The following is a 17,203-nucleotide window of genomic DNA, read 5'->3' on the forward strand; positions in this document are numbered from 1 at the left end:
ATTGTTGTACCAGGAGTAAGTCATGACGGAAGTGAACAAAGGTAACGCAACGCATCAGCGTTTAATTTCGCTGTTGTCAGAACAAGGCGCGACGTATCGCGTGGTAAGCCATGAAGCGGTCGGCAAATGTGAAGCGGTTTCTGAAATTCGCGGTACCGCACTGGGCCAGGGAGCAAAAGCACTGGTTTGTAAGGTCAAAGGCAACGGCGTTAATCAGCATGTCCTGGCGATTCTTTCTGCCGACCAGCAGGCCGACCTGAGCCTGTTAGCCAGTCATATCGGCGGGTTAAGAGCATCACTTGCCAGCCCGGCGGAAGTCGATGCACTGACAGGTTGCGTATTTGGCGCTATCCCACCGTTTAGCTTCCATCCAAAACTTAAGCTGGTCGCCGATCCGCTATTGTTTGAGCGTTTTAATGAAATTGCGTTCAATGCCGGAGTGCTGGAAAAATCCGTGATCATGGATACCGCAGATTACCTACGTATCGCGCAACCGGAATTACTCCCGTTCCGCCGCGTACAATAGCCGCCCGAGTCAGGTGTAAAAACGTAGCATCGTGCATTAGCCCAAAAAAAATCATAATCATTAAAAAAAGCCTGTTCCGTCACGCGTTTACGCGTACAGTAAGCAGGCTTATTTTTTCTTTTGGCAAGGAAACTACGATGTTTGATGTCACTCTGCTGATCCTGCTCGGACTGGCAGCTCTGGGCTTTGTCAGCCACAACACCACTGTCGCTGTTTCAATTCTGGTGCTGATCATTGTTCGTGTTACCCCTCTGAATACTTTCTTTCCATGGATAGAAAAACAGGGCCTGACCGTCGGGATTATAATTCTAACCATTGGCGTCATGGCGCCGATCGCCAGCGGAACGCTCCCCCCCTCCACGCTCATCCACTCCTTTGTGAACTGGAAATCACTGGTCGCTATTGCCATCGGGGTATTCGTCTCCTGGCTTGGCGGGCGCGGTGTCACGCTCATGGGTAGCCAGCCTCAGCTTGTGGCCGGTTTACTGGTGGGTACGGTACTGGGCGTGGCGCTATTTCGCGGTGTGCCGGTGGGACCGCTCATTGCGGCAGGTCTGGTGTCATTGATTGTTGGGAAGCAGTAGCCAGTCCAGCCAGATAACGGCCTGGCGTCTGTCCCAGGCCTTTTTTGAACATGGTGATAAATGCCGTGGTCGAATCGTAACCGAGCATTTGCGCAACCTGTTGCACGTTATGGCCATCTATCAGCGCCTGCAGCGCCAGAATCAATTGAAGCTGGTGACGCCAGCGGCGAAAACTCAACCCCGTCTCTTTAACGACCAGACGGGCGAGGTTCCGCTCACTCATCGCAAATACGCTGGCCCACTGTCCCAGCGTCTGCCACTGCGCGGGCTCCCGCGCCATCGTCGCGACCATTCTGCGGATTTTCGGGTGATCGGAAACCGGCAACTGCATTTGCTCCTGCGGCTGCTGCGGGAGTTCATCAAATAACACTTGCGTCAGCCGCTGGGTAGACGGCTCCAGCCGTTGATCATCCGTTTTGGACGCCAGCGCCAGAATGAGCTCCCGACATAATGGGGCGATTTTCAGGGTGCAGCAGCGTTCAGGCATCACGACTGCCTGCGGCTCAATAAACAAAAAGCACAATTGCGCCCCAACGGTAACGTGGTTGCTGTGTGGAATTTCACCGGGGATCCATACCGCATATTGTGGAGGCACCATCCACATGGCATTTTCAACCTCACAGGTGATCGCGCCATGCAAGGCCAGAATCAACTGCCCCTTACGGTGCTGATGCAGCGGACTGAAGAGTTCATCTTCCCGGGCCTGAATACAAAACGCCACCGCCGCATCGTGGTAAAGGTCGGGCTCATACCCATCCAGCCTCAGTCCTAACATAAAAATGTCCGTTTTTAGCGATAAACTGTCATTTTAGCTTGATTCATCCATTGAGTAAAAACGCTAAAGTATCGCCTCGCCTGACGATATGAGAAAAAAATGACAAATATGCCTTCCTCCCGCGGCAAAAACGCAGCCTGGCTGATCGCGGGGATCCTGATGATTGCCACCACGCTGCGCGTCACCTTTACCGGAGCCGCCCCGCTGCTGGATGCAATTCGCACCGACTACGGCCTGAGTACCGCCCAGACGGGACTTCTGACCACCCTGCCGCTGCTGGCCTTCGCACTGGTATCGCCTCTGGCCGCCGCCGTTGCACGCCGTTGGGGTATCGAACGCAGCCTGTTTGCCGCAATGCTACTGATTTGCGCAGGTATTGCGATACGTTCGCTGCCCACGCCAGGTTTCCTGTTTATCGGCACCGCTATCATTGGTTGCGGAATCGCGCTGGGAAATGTGCTGTTACCTGGGCTGATTAAGCGTGATTTTGCTCAGCATGTGGCAAAACTCACTGGCGCATACTCGCTGACTATGGGCGCAGCGGCGGCACTGGGTTCAGCTATTGTGGTTCCGCTGGCGCTGAACGGGTTTGGCTGGCGCGGTGCGCTGATGGTACTGATGGTCTTTCCGCTGCTGGCGCTGATTATCTGGTTACCCCAATGTCGCCAGACGGCCAATGCCAGTTTGAGCAACTCGCGCGCTTTGCATTCCCGCGCGATCTGGCGCTCGAGCCTCGCCTGGCAGGTGACGCTGTTTCTCGGGATCAATTCACTTATCTACTACGTGATCATTGGCTGGCTACCCGCCATTTTAATCAGCCACGGCTACAGCGAAGCGCAGGCCGGTTCGTTGCATGGTTTACTGCAACTGGCAACCGCCGCGCCGGGGTTATTGATCCCTCTCGTCCTGAACAGATTTAAGGATCAGCGCTCCATCGCCGCACTGGTTTCGTTAATGTGCGCCATCGGCGCAGCGGGATTCGCGGTAATGCCCGGGCAGGCTTTGCTGTGGACCATACTGTTTGGCTTTGGCTCAGGCGCCACGATGATCCTTGGTTTGACCTTTATTGGCCTGCGCGCAAGCTCAGCGCATCAGGCCGCGGCCCTGTCCGGCATGGCACAATCCGTCGGGTATTTACTGGCTGCCTGTGGGCCACCGCTGATGGGTAAGATTCACGACCTCAATGGTAGCTGGCTGATTCCATTAGCTGGGGTCGCCGTGTTAGCGATACTGATGGCGGTGTTTGGTTTGTGCGCAGGGCGTAATCGGGAGATCGCAAGCGCATAATGCAGCGGGCAGGTTTGAGAACAACCTGCCCGTTTTTTTATCCTCGCGCAGCGCGCAGCATTGCCTGAACTAACGGCACGGGTTTTCCCGCCAGCGCTCCACGTTCATGCTGAAAGAGTGTGCCGACAAAAAAAGGATGCGTCACCAGCTCAATGGCACGGATATCACCAGCCTCATCCCAGCCAGTCACACGAAGATCACCGCTCTCAAGCTCGGCGGCAAAATCTTCCGATACGCCATAGTTACAGTGATACCCCTCGGAGATAACACCCCGTCCGTAGGCTTTGGCAATCAGCGTATTGGCCCTCAGTTCAATATCATCCGTTTTTTCTACCAGCGAGCAGGTCAACGGTGCGATGACCATCCGCCCCGTGGTATCCGTTTCCGCATGGGCAGCATCACTCCAGCCCAGCACGTTGCGGGCATACTCCAGAATCGCATGTTGAAAACCGCCACAGGTCCCGAGGAATGGGATGCTGTTTTCACGCGCGTAGCGTATCGCGATCAGTGCGCCTTCCAGGTGCCGATATGGACTGCCAGGAACGACCCAAATAGCATCATAGCCAATCAGATCTTCACTGCTGCTAATATCAGAGGTGGTTAGCCAGTCATAATCAGCCACTAATTCCAGGACGGCAGCGGCATCATCGATAGCAAGAGGAATGGCCTGATGCGCCACAATATCAGGGCTGTAATCACCCACCAGCGCAATGCGAAGCGTATCTTTAAACGGGGAAATTTCCATTAAGCTTTCCTTATGTCCAGACAATGAGGGACAATATAAGGAGCCTCAGCCTACCGATTTTTTGTTGGTATCACAATCCCTTAAATTGGGAGTCAGGACGGGCAGAATGTTACAATTGTCACGTTTTACGATCTTATTTAACCGTAATAAAGGTGTCGAAATATATCAAAGCAGTGGATTAATGGAGCGGATGAAAAGATGAAAATTCAATGTAAACGCGTGTATGACCCAGCAGAAAAAAATGATGGTTATCGCGTACTGGTCGACAGGTTGTGGCCTCGCGGGGTAAAAAAGACCGACCTTATTTTTAACGAATGGAATAAAGCGCTTACGCCGTCATCTGATTTACGCAAGGCGTTCCACGCAGAATTGATTGATTTCACACACTTTTCGGAGCAATATCGCGCTGAACTGGCCCTACAGCAGCAGGAAGGAAAGCGTCTCGCAGAGATTGCCCGACAGCAAACCTTAACGCTACTGTATGCGGCGAAAAACACCCAGCAAAACCACGCGCTGGTGCTGGCTGAATGGATACGTCAATGCTAACCGGATTTCATTTGCCCGTTGTCGGATGATCTCTGCGCCAGAGCACCCATTCATCAATCACTTCCCCGCCCGGTAATTTGCAGTCCGACCTTACGCCTTGCGGGGTCTGCACCGCAATCAGCGAGCCGCCCTTTTGTTCACAATATACCGATGCCGGATTCGCCAGACCAATCTTCGGCGGTTTGGGGGCTTCGGGCTGAGTGGTACATCCCGCTAACACCAACAAGCCGGGCAAAATAATAGACGCCAGTTTCATATCGACTCCTGTTAAAAACCTTATCCCGGCAGGTTACCCCGACTTTCCATCTATCTCCATGTTTTACTGCCAGCTTTCAATTTAATGTTTAAATTTTGAGCGGGATGGCGTGTTTCATCTTTCATCTTGATGTTCTATCATGCGGGCCACGTTAGCCCAGTCATTACTCAGGAGCATTTACACCTCATGTCGGACATGATCCTTGCCAGAGTCTCACAATCCTTAGCCACGGAGCAGTCAGTTGAGAGCCTGGTTCGGCAACTTCTGGAGATGCTGGAAGTGGTGACTGAGATGGAATCCACCTATTTAACCAAGGTCGATTTAGATGCCCGCCTGCAGCATATTTTGTATGCTCGCAATAGCAAGCAGATGCAGATCCCTGAAGGGCTGTCCGTACCCTGGGATGAGACGCTATGCAAACGCGCCATAGACGAAAACTGTCTGTACAGCGACAACGTTCCCGCTCGCTGGCCGGAGTGTACCGCCGCCCGCGCGCTGGAGATAACCACTTTCCTGAGCACGCCGGTTCATCTTCCCGACGGAACGTTTTACGGTACGCTCTGCGCCACCAGTCGCCACCAGCACGCATTAAGCCAACGTGGCGAACAGGTGTTACATCTGTTTGCGGGCCTGATCGCCCAGTCAATTCAAAAAGAGTCGCTGGTTGCTCAGTTACGCGAAGCGAATGCCGCGCTGATTGCGCACTCTTACACCGATGCCCTGACCGGATTACCGAATCGGCGCGCCATTTTTGAAAATGTTGAGACTCTTTTTTCCCTTGCCCGACATCTCAGGCAGAAGATTATTTTTGCCTATATTGATTTGGATGATTTCAAATTGATCAATGACCGCTTTGGCCACGAGGTTGGCGACCAGTTTCTGATCCAGATTGGTCAGCGTCTGCTTCGCGAATGCGGTGACAACGATATCCTTGGCCGACTGGGTGGTGACGAATTTTTAGTCGTGAGCCTGTCACCGGAAGATGACAGGGATCCACGAGACCGCCTGCAGCAGGTGAAAAATCAGCTACAACAGCAAATTTGCGGTGACTACCACCTGGGCGACATTCATCTATTTTATCCTGGCGCCAGTCTGGGCGTTGTGGAAATTAATCCGTTGGAGACTGATGTAAACTGCGCGCTTCACCTCGCAGATAGCGCAATGTACAAGGATAAAAAGCGTCAGGATAAAACCACTTTTGTCGTACATTAAGCCCTGCTATGCTAACCCGTCTTTAAATAACTCTGGCAGATAATCGTATGCGACTCGGTATTATTTTCCCCGTCATCATTTTCATTTCCGCTGTCGTTTTCTTATCCTGGTTTTTTATTGGCGGCTACGCTGCGCCGGGAGCATAACGATGAAAAAAACAACGCTTATTATGATTGGCGTGGCTATCATCGTCGTTCTGGGAACAGAATTCGGCTGGTGGTGACCTAAGAAAAAGGCCACATATTAGTGGCCTCTATTGTCTGTATGTTTACTTAGCTTTTGATTTTTCTGTAGATAAACAACACCACAATCGCACCGATCACCGCCACGGCGAAACTGCCGAAGTTGAAACCATCGACTTTACCAAAACCAAAGAAGGTGCTGATCCAGCCACCCACTACCGCACCGACAACCCCTAAGATAATGGTCATAAAGAATCCGCCGCCATCTTTACCCGGCATAATCCATTTTGCCAAAATCCCAGCAATAAGACCGAAAACCACCCATGAAATAATGCCCATAATTTCCCTCACTTATGTTTTTAAATTAACGATTCACTCGTCGTATAAAAGCATAGCATAGCGCTGAAAAATTAAAATTTGTGATCGCTATCACTTCTGTTTTTCATCTTTTTCTGATGTTTCATAAGGTTACACCGCTGACCGGCAGACTAATTTTGTCGCGCCTCGTCATTAATGTCGAATCGTCAGTCATTCTGCTTAACGCTTTGGCCGTCAGCCCCTGCTATTGCTGGGTTTTCACTTCTGGCACACTTTATGCTTAAACAGTCCGTCACTACGACACATCGTAGTCCGCGATGCGTATCGCGTGACTGCGTCTACAATTCGCGCTATTTCAGCATTTAACAGGTCTGTTATTGATGAAAAAAATCACCAGTGTATGCCCATACTGTGGGGCCGGGTGCAAGCTCAAGCTTGTTGTTGAGAATAACAAAATCATCCGCGCTGAGGCCGCAGAGGGTGTAACGAACCAAAATCAGTTATGCCTGAAAGGCTATTATGGTTGGGACTTTCTTAACGACACACGCCTTCTGACTCCCCGTCTGACCCGCCCGATGATCCGTTATGAAAAAGGTGGAAAATTCACTCCCGTTAGCTGGGATGAAGCCATTCGTTACACCGCAAAACGCTTAACTGAAATCAAAAATACCTATGGCCCTCGTGCCATCATGACCACCGGATCTTCCCGTGGAACTGGGAATGAGACCAACTACGTGATGCAAAAATTCGCACGTGGCGTGCTCCATACCAACAATGTCGATTGCTGTGCCCGCGTCTGTCACGGCCCTTCCGTGGCCGGGTTACAGGAGACGTTAGGCAATGGCGCCATGAGCAATTCCATCAGCGACATTGAAAACTCAAAATGCCTGCTGATCTTTGGTTATAACTGTGCCGATTCACACCCAATTGTGGCCCGCCGGGTAATTAAAGCTCGCCAGAACGGCGCAAAAATCATTGTCTGCGACCCACGCCGTATTGAAACTGCCCGTATCGCTGACCAACATTTGCAGTTGAAAAACGGTTGCAATATGGCGCTGGTCAACGCGTTTGGCCATGTTCTCATCGAGGAGCAACTCTACGATCGCGAGTATGTACAAAAGCATGCGGAAGGACTGGAAACATACTGGGAAACCGTTAAGGAGTATGCGCCTGAAGACGTTGAACATTTAACCGGTGTTCCCGCACAGCAGGTTCGTCAGGCGATGCGTACATTTGCTGCGGCGCCATCGGCCACCGTGATGTGGGGGATGGGCGTCACCCAGTTTGGTCAGGCCGTTGACGTGGTTCGTGGTTTGTCGAGCCTGGCCTTGCTGACCGGAAATCTGGGACGCCCTAACGTCGGTGTTGGCCCGGTGCGCGGGCAAAATAACGTGCAGGGCGCGTGCGATATGGGGGTGCTGCCTAACCAGTTTCCAGGGTATCAGGACGTAACCGATTTCGCCGTCAGGGACAAATTTGCCACCGCATGGGGCATTGACGTTAATCAGATGGATGACAAGGTTGGAACCCGCATCACCGAAGTTCCGCATCTGGCTATCGAAGGCAAAATCAAAGCCTACTACATCATGGGAGAAGATCCGCTGCAAACCGAGGCCGATTTGGGTCTGGTCCGCGAAGGATTTAACGCGCTCGATTTTATCGTCGTGCAGGATATCTTCATGACCAAGACGGCGGAAATGGCCGATGTCCTCCTGCCTGCCACCTCATGGGGTGAACACGGTGGCGTCTTTACCTGCGCCGATCGCGGTTTCCAGCGTTTTGAGAAAGCGATTGAACCCACCGGTGATGTAAAGCGTGACTGGGAGATTATCAGCCTGCTGGCCAGCGAAATGGGTTATCCAATGCAGTATCAAAATAACCAGCAAATCTGGGATGAGATGCGCGAGCTGTGTCCACTGTTCTACGGCGTGACCTATGAGAAAATGGGTGAGATGGGTCATGTTCAGTGGCCATGTGCGGATCTCGATAGTCCTGGTACGCCCTACCTTTACGCGCACAGCCAGTTTGATACCGCCAATGGCAAAGGCAAACTGTTTGCCGCACCGTGGCGAGCGCCAGCAGAAGTTCCTGATGAACAATATCCGCTGGTGCTGTGTACCGTGCGTGAGGTTGGGCACTACTCCTGCCGTTCGATGACCGGCAACTGCGCAGCGTTGCAAGCGCTGGCAGACGAGCCTGGGTATGTGCAAATCAATACCCATGATGCTGAAAAAATGGGTATTCGTCATCGCGATCTGGTATGGGTCAGCTCGCGCCGCGGTAAGGTTATCAGCCGCGCGGATGTCTCCGAGCGCATCAATGTCGGAACGGTCTATATGACTTATCAATGGTGGATTGGCGCGTGTAACGAGTTAACCCAGGACAATCTCGATCCTATTTCGAAAACGCCGGAAACCAAATATTGCGCCGTAAATATTGAACACATTACCGATCAGGGGTGGGCAGAAAAATATGCCGCACAAACGTATAGCGATATGAAGTCACGTCTGTGTGAGGCTATTGCGTAAATCACCGCCATCATCGCCTGAGTCTGGCTTTCCAGACTCAGGCCTTATCTCATGACTTCGCCAGCTGTGGTTCACTGAAGCGGATGGATGCAGCTTCCTCCTGCTTATCCCGCCGCATAAAGCCGAGGTTCATCAGAAACAATCCCGCCATAAACGGTAGTTCGTACAGTTCTTCAATCAGATCGCCATACTGAGCATTGTGCAGAAAGATGGGAGCCAGCAGACGATGATGCTCTACCGTATCGGAGATCAAAAATGCACAGGTGGTGATCGCTAACAGCCACAGAGGTAGCGGTTCATTGCGAAAGCGACGGGCAATATCCTGGCGTAAGCGCTTCGAAATCAGCACTGGCAGAATAATCATGGCAATCAATACCACTGAGATAGCCCGGAACAGGAGTTTAGGATGCTCAGGAAAATAATCGCGCCCCCAACTTGTGCTTCGGCCCAGTAATACCAGCCACCACGCTGCCGCCCAAAGCCAAAATTGCTTCTCGCCTTCGGGACGTGATAAGGGCCTGATGTAGCTGAGTGTAAATATGGCACCAAACAGCAGCCATAGCGCCTGGCCATTTTCAATCCAGCTGACGACAGTACCGTTGAGTAGCGGGAGATGCCAGTTCGCGGCGAACGGGATCGCCACGATGGCTAATCCGAGAATGATTGTGGGTAATGTAAGTCGGGTATTGAGTTTCATAAGCGCGATGTTCTGTTTTATATCTGTTTCGCGATCATAACCCCTGTGAATGATCAACTATTAGCAATCAATGCGAATCTCTTAAGGTATTCTTAAGGAATCCTTTCAGGATATTTCCCTGTTTCGCCCAGATAAAAAAATGCACTGCGCCGTCAAAGCGCAGTGCAGTTTTTAGATTAAAAACTAATATATTCAATCAGTAGCAGTGACTAATGCCTACCACCCGCAGACTTCGTGCTCATTTTCGGTATCGTACGAACGCACGGTATTGACCAGATCTTTGACCACTTCAGCTGCCACATCCGGCACCAGTAATGTCATTGGCGCCTCTGTTTCATAATCAACAGAAACACCGTTGCTGTTATTAGTCACGGTTACGGTATAGGTTGCTTTACCCATGATTTACTCCTTGCCGGTGCGCACGACTTTTCGTTGATTTGCACTCTCCATCAGAACTTCCGGGGCGACGAAAAAATCGATATTAAAGTAAGTGTCGTCGGTCATCACTTCGATGTTATGCCATTTTTCCGGTGGAAAAACACCAAACTGACCGGCTTCAATAATCATCACCTCTACTGGCTCCGGACTGTGTTCGTCTGCGTATCCGAGATATTTGACCGCCCCCTGCATAACCGAAAGTCGAGGATAAACTCCGGCTCGGGTCCCTTTATCAAGGTGGCGTTCGAAAATTCCGGCAGGCGCCGTTTCTTTGTTCCAGAATGGCGTAGAGCGTGTATGGATATGATTCTGTGGAATTTGAAGCATTTTTCTTCCCTTTTCCAGTCGACAACCAGCGAGTCATATTGAACCGCTGCTGTACACAGGGTACGCCTCAAAACATACGTTTAAAATACCATTTATTGGTTACAACCCTACGATTATAAATGAAAAGCAGAGCGCAATATTAAAGGCCCGCCGCAATCAGCGGGCCGATGGCATCACGATTGAAGCGTGGCCAGACGGGCGGCAAAACCAACGAAAATCAGGCCGATAAGGGAATTCCCCACTTTGGCCAGTTTCTTCTTCGTACGGATATATTGCGTCACAAACGCGCCGGAGAAAATAAGGAAGCTCAAATAGAAAAAGCTCACTATCTCAAGCGTAATAGCCAGAATAAAGAATGATAGCCCTGAATGCGGCGCATTGACATCAATAAACTGCACGAAGAATGACACATAAAACAGAATAGCTTTGGGATTGGTCAGGCTCAGGATTAATGCGCGCTTAAAAATAGCGCCAAACGGGACTTCCTCAGGCGCGGCGTCGCTTGCTTTCGATTTCAGTGTTGCATACAGGATCTTCGCGCCAAGATACAGTAAATAGAAAGCGCCAAGATAACGAACGATATTGAACAAAACGGGCGTTGTTTTAATCAATGCGGCAACACCGGCATAGGCCAAAAACATCAACACGGCATCACCAATAAACACACCGCTGGCGGCGAGATAACCCCCCTTTACTCCCCTACCGACGCTGTTTTTCAGCACAAATATCGTATTTGGCCCCGGTACCAGCACGATAAAAATAGCCCCCACCAGATACGTCCAGTAATTCAGAACTCCATACTCTGCGAACACGTTAACCTCTTCCTGAAAAAACACATGCACTTGCTGCGATACAATATGCTAACGAATGCGACAGGTGATGGAAAGAGCAGGTTATTAATTAAAAAAACCCGCCACTGGTGGCGGGTGTGTACAGATAAGGTTAGCCCAGATTAATGGTGCAGCATCTCATCCACTACTTCTTCGCCCTTCAGCTGATAAGGGTAGTAGGTAGGCCAGTTTTCCATCTCCTCAAGCAAGGCAGCCTGCGAGGTATTTCCCATAAAGATATGGAAGTGGCTCGATTTACGCGGCGCGATAATATGATCGCTGAATTGCACGTATTTAGGCGCTTTGCTGTCAGCGGCTTTACACTCAAACAGATACCGTACACCTTTCTTGCCTGATTTATAGTGCAAGATTTTATACCCGGCATAATCGTATTTGCACGATGCGACCTGATTACCGGTGTGAAATTCCATCACGCCATCTTCGATGCCGATAGTGTCTACATTGGTTGCATAGCCTGTACGGTAATAAGCTTTAATTTGTTCTGCCGTTTTGCTTTTATCTTTCTCCGCTTTCTTTTTGAAAACCGGATCAAGTTCGCCACTGACCAGATACGGATAGACAGATTGCCACATGCCATCCCAGTCGGACAGCGCCCGGTTCTGCACCTGGTTATCATCAAATACCCCTTCCGACGCCTTTTGTTCTACTTCACTCATCGGCGCACCATGGGAATGATGACCATGCGCCAAAACCTGCCCACTGACTAAAAGCATCCCCAGAGCGATTGTCAGTTTGTTAAAACGAATAGCCAAAATTTCACCCTCAAATCGTTTGCGAGTGAATTGTTATAATATAACGTAACAATTTAATCAATAGACATTACTGCACGTTATTGCCTCACGCTTCAATGAGTTTTCTGGAGCAGATCTGATCAAGCAGAGCCTGCTGATGGCTGATAATGAGCATACCTAATGGCCGACGCTGGCACTCTTCAAGCAGCAATACCCAGATATCTTTTTGAATGGAAGGATCGAGCTGGGCGGTAATTTCATCGGCAATAAGAAAACGTGTCCGCGGATCCAGCGCGCGAAGTAAAGCAATTCGCGCCAGTTCACCGCCAGAAAGCTGTCCGGGACGGCGGGTTAACCACTCAGGGTTGATGTGAAGACGGGTAAGCAGTTCAGCATCAGGTCGCCAGGCATCATAAACCGCATCGCCGGTGCTGCGCCGGGGGTTAAAGGTTAATTCCGGATGCTGTGGCACCAGTTGCACCGGGCAATACTGGTGCATTGGCAGCGGTTGGCCATCAACCAGAATGTCACCCGAGGTCGGTTTTTGCCAGCCCGCCAGTACGCGCCCCAACGTTGTTTTGCCGGTTCCGCTGGGTGCGCAAACCCCAATGCGTTCTCCGGGGCGCAGAGAGAAGGTCAGATTTTGCCATAGCACCTTTCCTCCCTGACAAATCGTCACTTCACGACAGCACAGCATCGCGCTCTCCAAAAAGTTGATTTCTTTCAGGCAGGGCCCGCCATTGGCGTTGCAGATGCTCGCTGATCTCTCCGCGTAACAGCTGTTCCCGGCTGACGTTATCCGACACCCTTCCCTGGTGCAGCGCGACAATGCGGTCCGCGTGGCGAGCGGCCAGCGTGAGGTCGTGCGTTACCCATAAAACGCCAGCCCCTTGCTCACATTGCTCACGTAGCTGTTCAAGCAGTTGATTAGCCAGCGGTGCATCAAGCCAGGCGGTAATTTCATCAGCCAGAATATAGCGAGCCTGGCTCAGCGACGCGTGACAGGCCAGAACACGTTTCGCCATCCCCCCCGAAAGCTGGCGTGGGAAGGCATCTAATACGCGACTTTCTAGTTGGCTACGCTGGAGCAATCGTTCAATTTTTCCGGCATTCCAGGCCTGGCCGGAGAGCTGACTTGCCCTGCGCAGATGCTTTTCAATCGAGAGCAGCGGGTTAAGCGCCTGAACACCTTGCGGGACATAGCTGAAAGTATTACCACGACATTTGCGAATATCATCACTTTCCAGCGTTTTCCCCTCCAGGGTGATGGAGCCGTTGAAACGCAAATTGTCCGGTAAGAGATCAAGCAGACATTGCAGCAACAGGCTTTTACCTTCCCCACTTCCCCCAACTAACGCCACCATCTGACCTGGCGCTACGTCGAAAGAGATATCCTGCAACAGCGAAGACCAGTTTCTCGCGCCATACCAGCGATAACGCGCCACGTCCAGCGAGACCTGTCTTAAACTCAACATGCGTCACCTCGTAACCATAAACGATGCACTGCCCTTGCGAGCTGATCGAATAACATAACCAGACTGAATAGCATCAGCCCGGGAAACAGCACTAACCACCAGTCGCCATGACTGATAAACCTCAGCGCATCAGCCAGCAACAGGCCCAGCGATGGTTCATGCGGCGCCAGCCCAAAACCGAGGAAGCTCAACGCCGCGCTGTGCAACACCGCGTGGGGAAACATCAGCAAGGTTCCCGTTAACCACTGGGGTAACAATGCCGGGAGATAGTGATGCCGCCAGCAGTAAAAATGTCCGTGTCCCAGACGCCAGGTTAACGTCAGATAGTCACTGTGGGCCACGCGCTGCGCTTCGGCACGCAGGATTAGCGCCAGCCGCGGCCAGTGGGTCAACGCAACCGCCATAATCACCCCATTTTTTCCGCCGCCCAGCGTGAAACAGATCAATATGAGCAACAGCAAATGCGGCATTGACAGCATGGCATCGGTAATCAGACGCATTAGTACATCCAGACGCGGATGTATACGTGAAACCGCCGCCATCATTAATGCGATGAAGCCGCTGCACAACGCCGCGCCAATACCAATTTGCAGACTGGTTAACGCGCCCTGAAAGCAACGAATCCACAGATCGCGACCGAGGTTATCGGTGCCAAACCAATACAGCGCATCAGGCGGTAAATGACGGGCAAGCAGATTAACGCTCAATGGGTTATCCAGCGTCGCTGCGCCATACACCGCAATGCCTAGCAGGCAGCTAAAAGAGAGCAGAAGACGAATCAGCGTCGGCGTCGGATTATAGAGCATCAGGTCGCTCCAGAGCACGGTTCAACACATGGACAAGCCAGGTAGACAGCGAGTTGCCAATGAACACTAACACGGTACTGAACAACACAATTCCCATCAGTAACGGCAGATCGCCGCGTAATCCGGCATCAATAGTGGCCTGTCCCAGTCCCGGATAAGCAAAAACTTTTTCCGCTAGCAGTGCGCCGCCCAGCAGTTCTCCCAGCGAGGCGAACTGCAGGCACAGCGCGGGCGTGATAGCGTGGCGCAGAACCTGATGACGCAACAGCGACCAGCCTTTATCTCCCTGAGAACGCGCAAAACGGACAAAATCGCTTTTCATCACGCTGGCGATACTTTCCCGCGTATGAAGTGTAATTTGGCCAAGTCCCAATAAACTTAGCGCGCAAACGGGCAGCACTAAATGGCGCAGACGCTCAGCCAGCGTGGCCATATCACCACTGTTGCCCGGCTCCCACGCGCAGCAGACCGGAAATACCGGCCAGCGCACGGCAAATAACGCCAGCAGCAGCATGCCAATCCAGAAGGTCGGCAACGACGAAAGCAGATAGCTGAGTCGACAGATTGCTTTATCCGGCCAGCGATTCAGATAACGACCCGCGACAAACCCCATTGCCGTTCCCAGTATGCCGGAGAGCAGCCACGCGCCGCCAAGCAAGGCAAACGAAGTCGCAAAGCGCTCCTTGATTACGCTGGCAACCGGTGCATTAAACAACATTGAGTAGCCGAGATCGCCCTGCAATACACGTATAAACCAGTGACCCAAACGCTCCCATAACGGCTGGTCTAATCCCCAGCGAGCAGCGATACGCGCATATTGTTCCGGCGGCACGTGCAGGAGATCGTTGCCGATATAGGCGCGAATCGGATCGACAGGAGAAAAGCTGAGCAGCATAAAAGTGCCAGCCGCAACCAGCACTAATAACACTATCAGCCGTAGAAAATGGCCTACAACAGACTTCATCAACGGCAGGTCCAGGTCCATTCATCCAGATTATTGAGCAGGGACCAGCTACCGTGGATCTCCGGCGCGCCTTTGCCTAAGTCAATACACGGATTTGCCAGATAAGTGTGCTGAATGTTCAGCAGCCATGCCCAGGCGGCATCGCCCTGCACCCCAGCCCCTTGCTTGCCATCCCACTCCACCTGTTGCCAGAAAGGCAACGCTTTTTGCCAGTCCGGAGCATCAATGGCCTGTTTAAGATGTTGTTCAACGACGGGATTGCTGTAATAGCCTGGATTGTAGTATTCCACGCCCGCGGCCTGATTGCTGTAGTGATGGAAAAGCTCCATCGGATCCAGGCTTCCCCAGCCAAACAGCGTCGGATTCGCATGCATATGCCGCTCAACGGTTTCCCAGCTTCCGGATTGCAGCGAGACCTGAATACCCACGGGCTCCAGCATCGCACGTACGGCCTCGGCTAAATCCCGGCGCGTACTGTCACCGCTGGCGTACCACAGAGTCAGGCGAGCCTCTTTACCGTCTTTCACACGTACGCCATCTTTCCCCACCTTCCAGCCGGCTTCTTCCAGAATCATCCGTGCTTTTTCGCTGTCGCCATCTTTGAACGCAACTGACTGTCCCTGCCATGGCAGGCCCTGAACCGCGCTATACGCCGGAATCGCATGACCTTCCATGACCTGATCGGCAAGTTGTTTACGATCGATGGCGTAGTTGATGGCGCGTCTGATGGCGATATCAGCCGTAATATCGTTACCGATCGGATAACCATTGGCGTCTTTTTTACCCGCTGGAACCATCGGGAACACAATGCCACGATTTTCCACGCTGTCGCGTACCCAAAGCTTCAAATTCTGCTGTTGAGGCGCAACCGCCATCGAAGGCGCGATACGCACGAGTCCCAGTTGACCACTGCGCGCTGCGGCATAAGCGTTATCTTCATCAAGGAAGACAAACACCAGCTTACTGAAATCATTTTTCTTACCGGCATACCAGGGGTTCGCCTCCACGATCAGCTGTTGCCCCGGCTGAAAACTCACCAACCGATAAGGGCCCGCGCCAATCGGATTTTTGGCGAATGTTTTTTCGTCATACCGTTTTTCTGGAACAATACCCAAAGAGCCCAGCACGTTCACAAAGGTGCTCTGCGGGCTGCGCAGCGTAATTTCTACCGTGCGGTTATCTTTTAGGCTGGCATGAGTAAAGTTACCCATGTCGATTTTGCCGCCGCTCTTTGCGGCTTTATTATAGGTGAACACCACATCTTCAGCGGTTAGCGGGGAACCATCGGAGAATTTAAGGTCGGGTTTTAACGTCAACGTCCAAGTTTTGCCGTCAGCGCTGGTTTCAACTTTTTCCGTCAGCAGGTTACCCCAGCTCATATCTGCGTTTTGTTTTAATAATGGTGCATGCAAAAGCAAATAGCTGCCATGACTCCAGCCCAGCATCGGGTCAAATCCTTCCGTTGGCTCAGGTCCAATTGCCAGCTTCAACGTCTGCCCCTCGCTCACATTTTGCGCGGCGAGAAGTGGTGAGGTTAATGCGAGAGTCAATGCGCACGTAAGCAGTGCCAGCTTGCCTTTAATCATTATGTTATCCAGATTTGCGTTATTTTTATGCCGCTCAACGATTCAATGCCGTTAAACGGTCTCCTGGGGAAGGGATTATGGCGGACTGAAATGACGAAAAAAATGATGCGGCGCAGAAAAGTATGACGATTTTCTGAAATTATCATACTTTTTTCTGATACTCCTAATTGAGTACCCTCTGAATCACCGAAAATAGATTAAATGTTAGCCATTCAATTAATGGCAAATTAATTACAAGCTAATGATTACAAATACTAATTATTGGTAATTTCCGCTATTTACTTAGCTATAATTAATGACAATTTATGTATATTTATTCAAGAAAAACACCAGAAGTGATAAGTTATGTAAACATATAATGATAATTAT

The 17,203-nt window shown here is 51.4% G+C and carries 22 protein-coding genes; 8 read left to right on the forward strand and 14 right to left on the reverse strand.

From position 1 onward, the window contains the following. Window positions 1–22: 22 nt before the first annotated feature. Complete coding sequence (locus tag HV352_RS13170) at window positions 23–526, forward strand: YbaK/prolyl-tRNA synthetase associated domain-containing protein (RefSeq protein ID WP_046275927.1); 504 nt, start codon at window positions 23–25, stop codon at window positions 524–526. 137 nt (window positions 527–663) lie between these two features. Beyond that, window positions 664–1,110 carry a DUF441 domain-containing protein gene (locus HV352_RS13175; protein WP_016152803.1) on the forward strand — a complete coding sequence of 149 codons (447 nt, stop codon included), beginning with the start codon at window positions 664–666 and terminating at the stop codon, window positions 1,108–1,110. On the opposite strand, the gene HV352_RS13180 is transcribed toward HV352_RS13175, so the two are convergent. After that, on the reverse strand, window positions 1,067–1,885 hold the full coding sequence (locus tag HV352_RS13180) for a helix-turn-helix transcriptional regulator (RefSeq protein WP_047358592.1): 819 nt from the start codon (window positions 1,883–1,885) through the stop codon (window positions 1,067–1,069). The two genes, HV352_RS13175 and HV352_RS13180, sit on opposite strands and share 44 nt — an antisense overlap. A gap of 99 nt (window positions 1,886–1,984) precedes the next feature. On the opposite strand from HV352_RS13180, the gene HV352_RS13185 reads away from it, so the two are divergent. Continuing rightward, on the forward strand, window positions 1,985–3,172 hold the full coding sequence (locus HV352_RS13185; protein WP_181634814.1) for a CynX/NimT family MFS transporter: 1,188 nt from the start codon (window positions 1,985–1,987) through the stop codon (window positions 3,170–3,172). Window positions 3,173–3,209: 37 nt separating this feature from the next. Here HV352_RS13185 and HV352_RS13190 read toward each other — a convergent pair whose 3' ends face one another. Then, window positions 3,210–3,917, reverse strand: coding sequence for a CTP synthase (locus HV352_RS13190; RefSeq protein ID WP_016156299.1), 708 nt, complete (start codon window positions 3,915–3,917; stop codon window positions 3,210–3,212). A gap of 198 nt (window positions 3,918–4,115) precedes the next feature. Here HV352_RS13190 and HV352_RS13195 point away from each other — a divergent pair, with 198 nt between their 5' ends. After that, window positions 4,116–4,463 (forward strand): DUF488 domain-containing protein, encoded by a 348-nt coding sequence (locus tag HV352_RS13195; protein WP_016152799.1) that lies wholly within the window; start codon window positions 4,116–4,118, stop codon window positions 4,461–4,463. Between the two features lie 7 nt (window positions 4,464–4,470). Here the strand turns inward: HV352_RS13195 and HV352_RS13200 are convergent, their stop codons facing one another. After that, a complete protein-coding gene (locus HV352_RS13200; protein ID WP_103283902.1) occupies window positions 4,471–4,719 on the reverse strand; it encodes a DUF333 domain-containing protein in 249 nt (82 codons plus the stop codon). A 186-nt stretch (window positions 4,720–4,905) separates the two neighbouring features. Between HV352_RS13200 and HV352_RS13205 the strand changes: the two genes are divergently transcribed. Genes HV352_RS13205 through yoaJ form a run of 3 tightly spaced genes read left to right on the forward strand, consistent with a single transcriptional unit; the run spans window position 4,906 to window position 6,154 of the window. Beyond that, complete coding sequence (locus tag HV352_RS13205) at window positions 4,906–5,931, forward strand: sensor domain-containing diguanylate cyclase (protein WP_131381123.1); 1,026 nt, start codon at window positions 4,906–4,908, stop codon at window positions 5,929–5,931. Window positions 5,932–5,978: 47 nt separating this feature from the next. Then, window positions 5,979–6,077 carry a YoaK family small membrane protein gene (locus tag HV352_RS13210; protein WP_032941789.1) on the forward strand — a complete coding sequence of 33 codons (99 nt, stop codon included), beginning with the start codon at window positions 5,979–5,981 and terminating at the stop codon, window positions 6,075–6,077. Window positions 6,078–6,079: 2 nt separating this feature from the next. Continuing rightward, entirely contained in the window at window positions 6,080–6,154 is a 75-nt protein-coding gene (yoaJ, locus tag HV352_RS13215) for a protein YoaJ (protein WP_101700011.1), read from the forward strand. A 49-nt stretch (window positions 6,155–6,203) separates the two neighbouring features. On the opposite strand, the gene HV352_RS13220 is transcribed toward yoaJ, so the two are convergent. Then, window positions 6,204–6,452 (reverse strand): GlsB/YeaQ/YmgE family stress response membrane protein, encoded by a 249-nt coding sequence (locus tag HV352_RS13220; RefSeq protein WP_016152796.1) that lies wholly within the window; start codon window positions 6,450–6,452, stop codon window positions 6,204–6,206. Between the two features lie 359 nt (window positions 6,453–6,811). On the opposite strand from HV352_RS13220, the gene fdhF reads away from it, so the two are divergent. Continuing rightward, window positions 6,812–8,959, forward strand: coding sequence for a formate dehydrogenase subunit alpha (gene fdhF, locus HV352_RS13225; protein WP_181634815.1), 2,148 nt, complete (start codon window positions 6,812–6,814; stop codon window positions 8,957–8,959). 49 nt (window positions 8,960–9,008) lie between these two features. Here the strand turns inward: fdhF and HV352_RS13230 are convergent, their stop codons facing one another. The 10 genes from HV352_RS13230 to HV352_RS13275 form a co-directional block, all read right to left on the reverse strand. Beyond that, on the reverse strand, window positions 9,009–9,656 hold the full coding sequence (locus HV352_RS13230) for a hypothetical protein (RefSeq protein WP_016156293.1): 648 nt from the start codon (window positions 9,654–9,656) through the stop codon (window positions 9,009–9,011). Window positions 9,657–9,872: 216 nt separating this feature from the next. Then, the gene (locus HV352_RS13235) at window positions 9,873–10,055 is read right to left on the reverse strand and encodes a DUF1869 domain-containing protein (protein WP_003832433.1); all 183 of its coding nucleotides are present in this window, start codon (window positions 10,053–10,055) and stop codon (window positions 9,873–9,875) included. A 3-nt stretch (window positions 10,056–10,058) separates the two neighbouring features. Further along, window positions 10,059–10,421, reverse strand: coding sequence for a DUF1971 domain-containing protein YeaR (gene yeaR / locus HV352_RS13240; protein ID WP_005120376.1), 363 nt, complete (start codon window positions 10,419–10,421; stop codon window positions 10,059–10,061). Between the two features lie 173 nt (window positions 10,422–10,594). Then, on the reverse strand, window positions 10,595–11,233 hold the full coding sequence (gene leuE / locus HV352_RS13245; RefSeq protein WP_016152793.1) for a leucine efflux protein LeuE: 639 nt from the start codon (window positions 11,231–11,233) through the stop codon (window positions 10,595–10,597). A 140-nt stretch (window positions 11,234–11,373) separates the two neighbouring features. After that, window positions 11,374–11,985, reverse strand: coding sequence for a metal-binding protein ZinT (gene zinT, locus HV352_RS13250; protein WP_230851707.1), 612 nt, complete (start codon window positions 11,983–11,985; stop codon window positions 11,374–11,376). A gap of 124 nt (window positions 11,986–12,109) precedes the next feature. Continuing rightward, complete coding sequence (locus HV352_RS13255) at window positions 12,110–12,700, reverse strand: ATP-binding cassette domain-containing protein (protein ID WP_181545691.1); 591 nt, start codon at window positions 12,698–12,700, stop codon at window positions 12,110–12,112. Beyond that, complete coding sequence (locus HV352_RS13260) at window positions 12,684–13,478, reverse strand: ATP-binding cassette domain-containing protein (protein WP_131352107.1); 795 nt, start codon at window positions 13,476–13,478, stop codon at window positions 12,684–12,686. Before HV352_RS13260 ends, HV352_RS13255 begins: the two co-directional genes overlap by 17 nt. Continuing rightward, window positions 13,472–14,284 (reverse strand): ABC transporter permease, encoded by an 813-nt coding sequence (locus HV352_RS13265; protein ID WP_019076597.1) that lies wholly within the window; start codon window positions 14,282–14,284, stop codon window positions 13,472–13,474. Before HV352_RS13265 ends, HV352_RS13260 begins: the two co-directional genes overlap by 7 nt. Then, window positions 14,274–15,248, reverse strand: a complete 975-nt coding sequence (locus tag HV352_RS13270) for an ABC transporter permease (protein ID WP_181634816.1) — start codon at window positions 15,246–15,248, stop codon at window positions 14,274–14,276. Before HV352_RS13270 ends, HV352_RS13265 begins: the two co-directional genes overlap by 11 nt. Continuing rightward, on the reverse strand, window positions 15,248–16,834 hold the full coding sequence (locus HV352_RS13275) for an ABC transporter substrate-binding protein (RefSeq protein ID WP_016152787.1): 1,587 nt from the start codon (window positions 16,832–16,834) through the stop codon (window positions 15,248–15,250). The genes HV352_RS13270 and HV352_RS13275 overlap by 1 nt, the downstream gene beginning before the upstream one ends. Window positions 16,835–17,203: the final 369 nt, after the last annotated feature.

The sequence above is a fragment of the Citrobacter sp. RHBSTW-01044 genome (assembly GCF_013781945.1).
GTDB lineage: Bacteria > Pseudomonadota > Gammaproteobacteria > Enterobacterales > Enterobacteriaceae > Citrobacter > Citrobacter braakii.

Excerpts from the sequence above, each read along its gene's own strand:
- HV352_RS13205 (WP_131381123.1), top strand. The coding sequence starts at position 4,906 with ATGTCGGACATGATCCTTGCCAGAGTCTCACAATCCTTAGCCACGGAG.
- fdhF (WP_181634815.1), top strand. The coding sequence starts at position 6,812 with ATGAAAAAAATCACCAGTGTATGCCCATACTGTGGGGCCGGGTGCAAG.
- yeaR (WP_005120376.1), bottom strand. The coding sequence starts at position 10,421 with ATGCTTCAAATTCCACAGAATCATATCCATACACGCTCTACGCCATTC.
- HV352_RS13270 (WP_181634816.1), bottom strand. The coding sequence starts at position 15,248 with ATGAAGTCTGTTGTAGGCCATTTTCTACGGCTGATAGTGTTATTAGTG.
- HV352_RS13265 (WP_019076597.1), bottom strand. The coding sequence starts at position 14,284 with ATGCTCTATAATCCGACGCCGACGCTGATTCGTCTTCTGCTCTCTTTT.
- HV352_RS13275 (WP_016152787.1), bottom strand. The coding sequence starts at position 16,834 with ATGATTAAAGGCAAGCTGGCACTGCTTACGTGCGCATTGACTCTCGCA.
- HV352_RS13210 (WP_032941789.1), top strand. The coding sequence starts at position 5,979 with ATGCGACTCGGTATTATTTTCCCCGTCATCATTTTCATTTCCGCTGTC.
- HV352_RS13260 (WP_131352107.1), bottom strand. The coding sequence starts at position 13,478 with ATGTTGAGTTTAAGACAGGTCTCGCTGGACGTGGCGCGTTATCGCTGG.
- HV352_RS13235 (WP_003832433.1), bottom strand. The coding sequence starts at position 10,055 with ATGGGTAAAGCAACCTATACCGTAACCGTGACTAATAACAGCAACGGT.
- HV352_RS13190 (WP_016156299.1), bottom strand. The coding sequence starts at position 3,917 with ATGGAAATTTCCCCGTTTAAAGATACGCTTCGCATTGCGCTGGTGGGT.
- HV352_RS13185 (WP_181634814.1), top strand. The coding sequence starts at position 1,985 with ATGACAAATATGCCTTCCTCCCGCGGCAAAAACGCAGCCTGGCTGATC.
- HV352_RS13180 (WP_047358592.1), bottom strand. The coding sequence starts at position 1,885 with ATGTTAGGACTGAGGCTGGATGGGTATGAGCCCGACCTTTACCACGAT.
- HV352_RS13220 (WP_016152796.1), bottom strand. The coding sequence starts at position 6,452 with ATGGGCATTATTTCATGGGTGGTTTTCGGTCTTATTGCTGGGATTTTG.
- HV352_RS13175 (WP_016152803.1), top strand. The coding sequence starts at position 664 with ATGTTTGATGTCACTCTGCTGATCCTGCTCGGACTGGCAGCTCTGGGC.
- HV352_RS13230 (WP_016156293.1), bottom strand. The coding sequence starts at position 9,656 with ATGAAACTCAATACCCGACTTACATTACCCACAATCATTCTCGGATTA.
- zinT (WP_230851707.1), bottom strand. The coding sequence starts at position 11,985 with ATGCTTTTAGTCAGTGGGCAGGTTTTGGCGCATGGTCATCATTCCCAT.
- HV352_RS13255 (WP_181545691.1), bottom strand. The coding sequence starts at position 12,700 with ATGCTGTGCTGTCGTGAAGTGACGATTTGTCAGGGAGGAAAGGTGCTA.
- HV352_RS13170 (WP_046275927.1), top strand. The coding sequence starts at position 23 with ATGACGGAAGTGAACAAAGGTAACGCAACGCATCAGCGTTTAATTTCG.
- HV352_RS13195 (WP_016152799.1), top strand. The coding sequence starts at position 4,116 with ATGAAAATTCAATGTAAACGCGTGTATGACCCAGCAGAAAAAAATGAT.
- HV352_RS13200 (WP_103283902.1), bottom strand. The coding sequence starts at position 4,719 with ATGAAACTGGCGTCTATTATTTTGCCCGGCTTGTTGGTGTTAGCGGGA.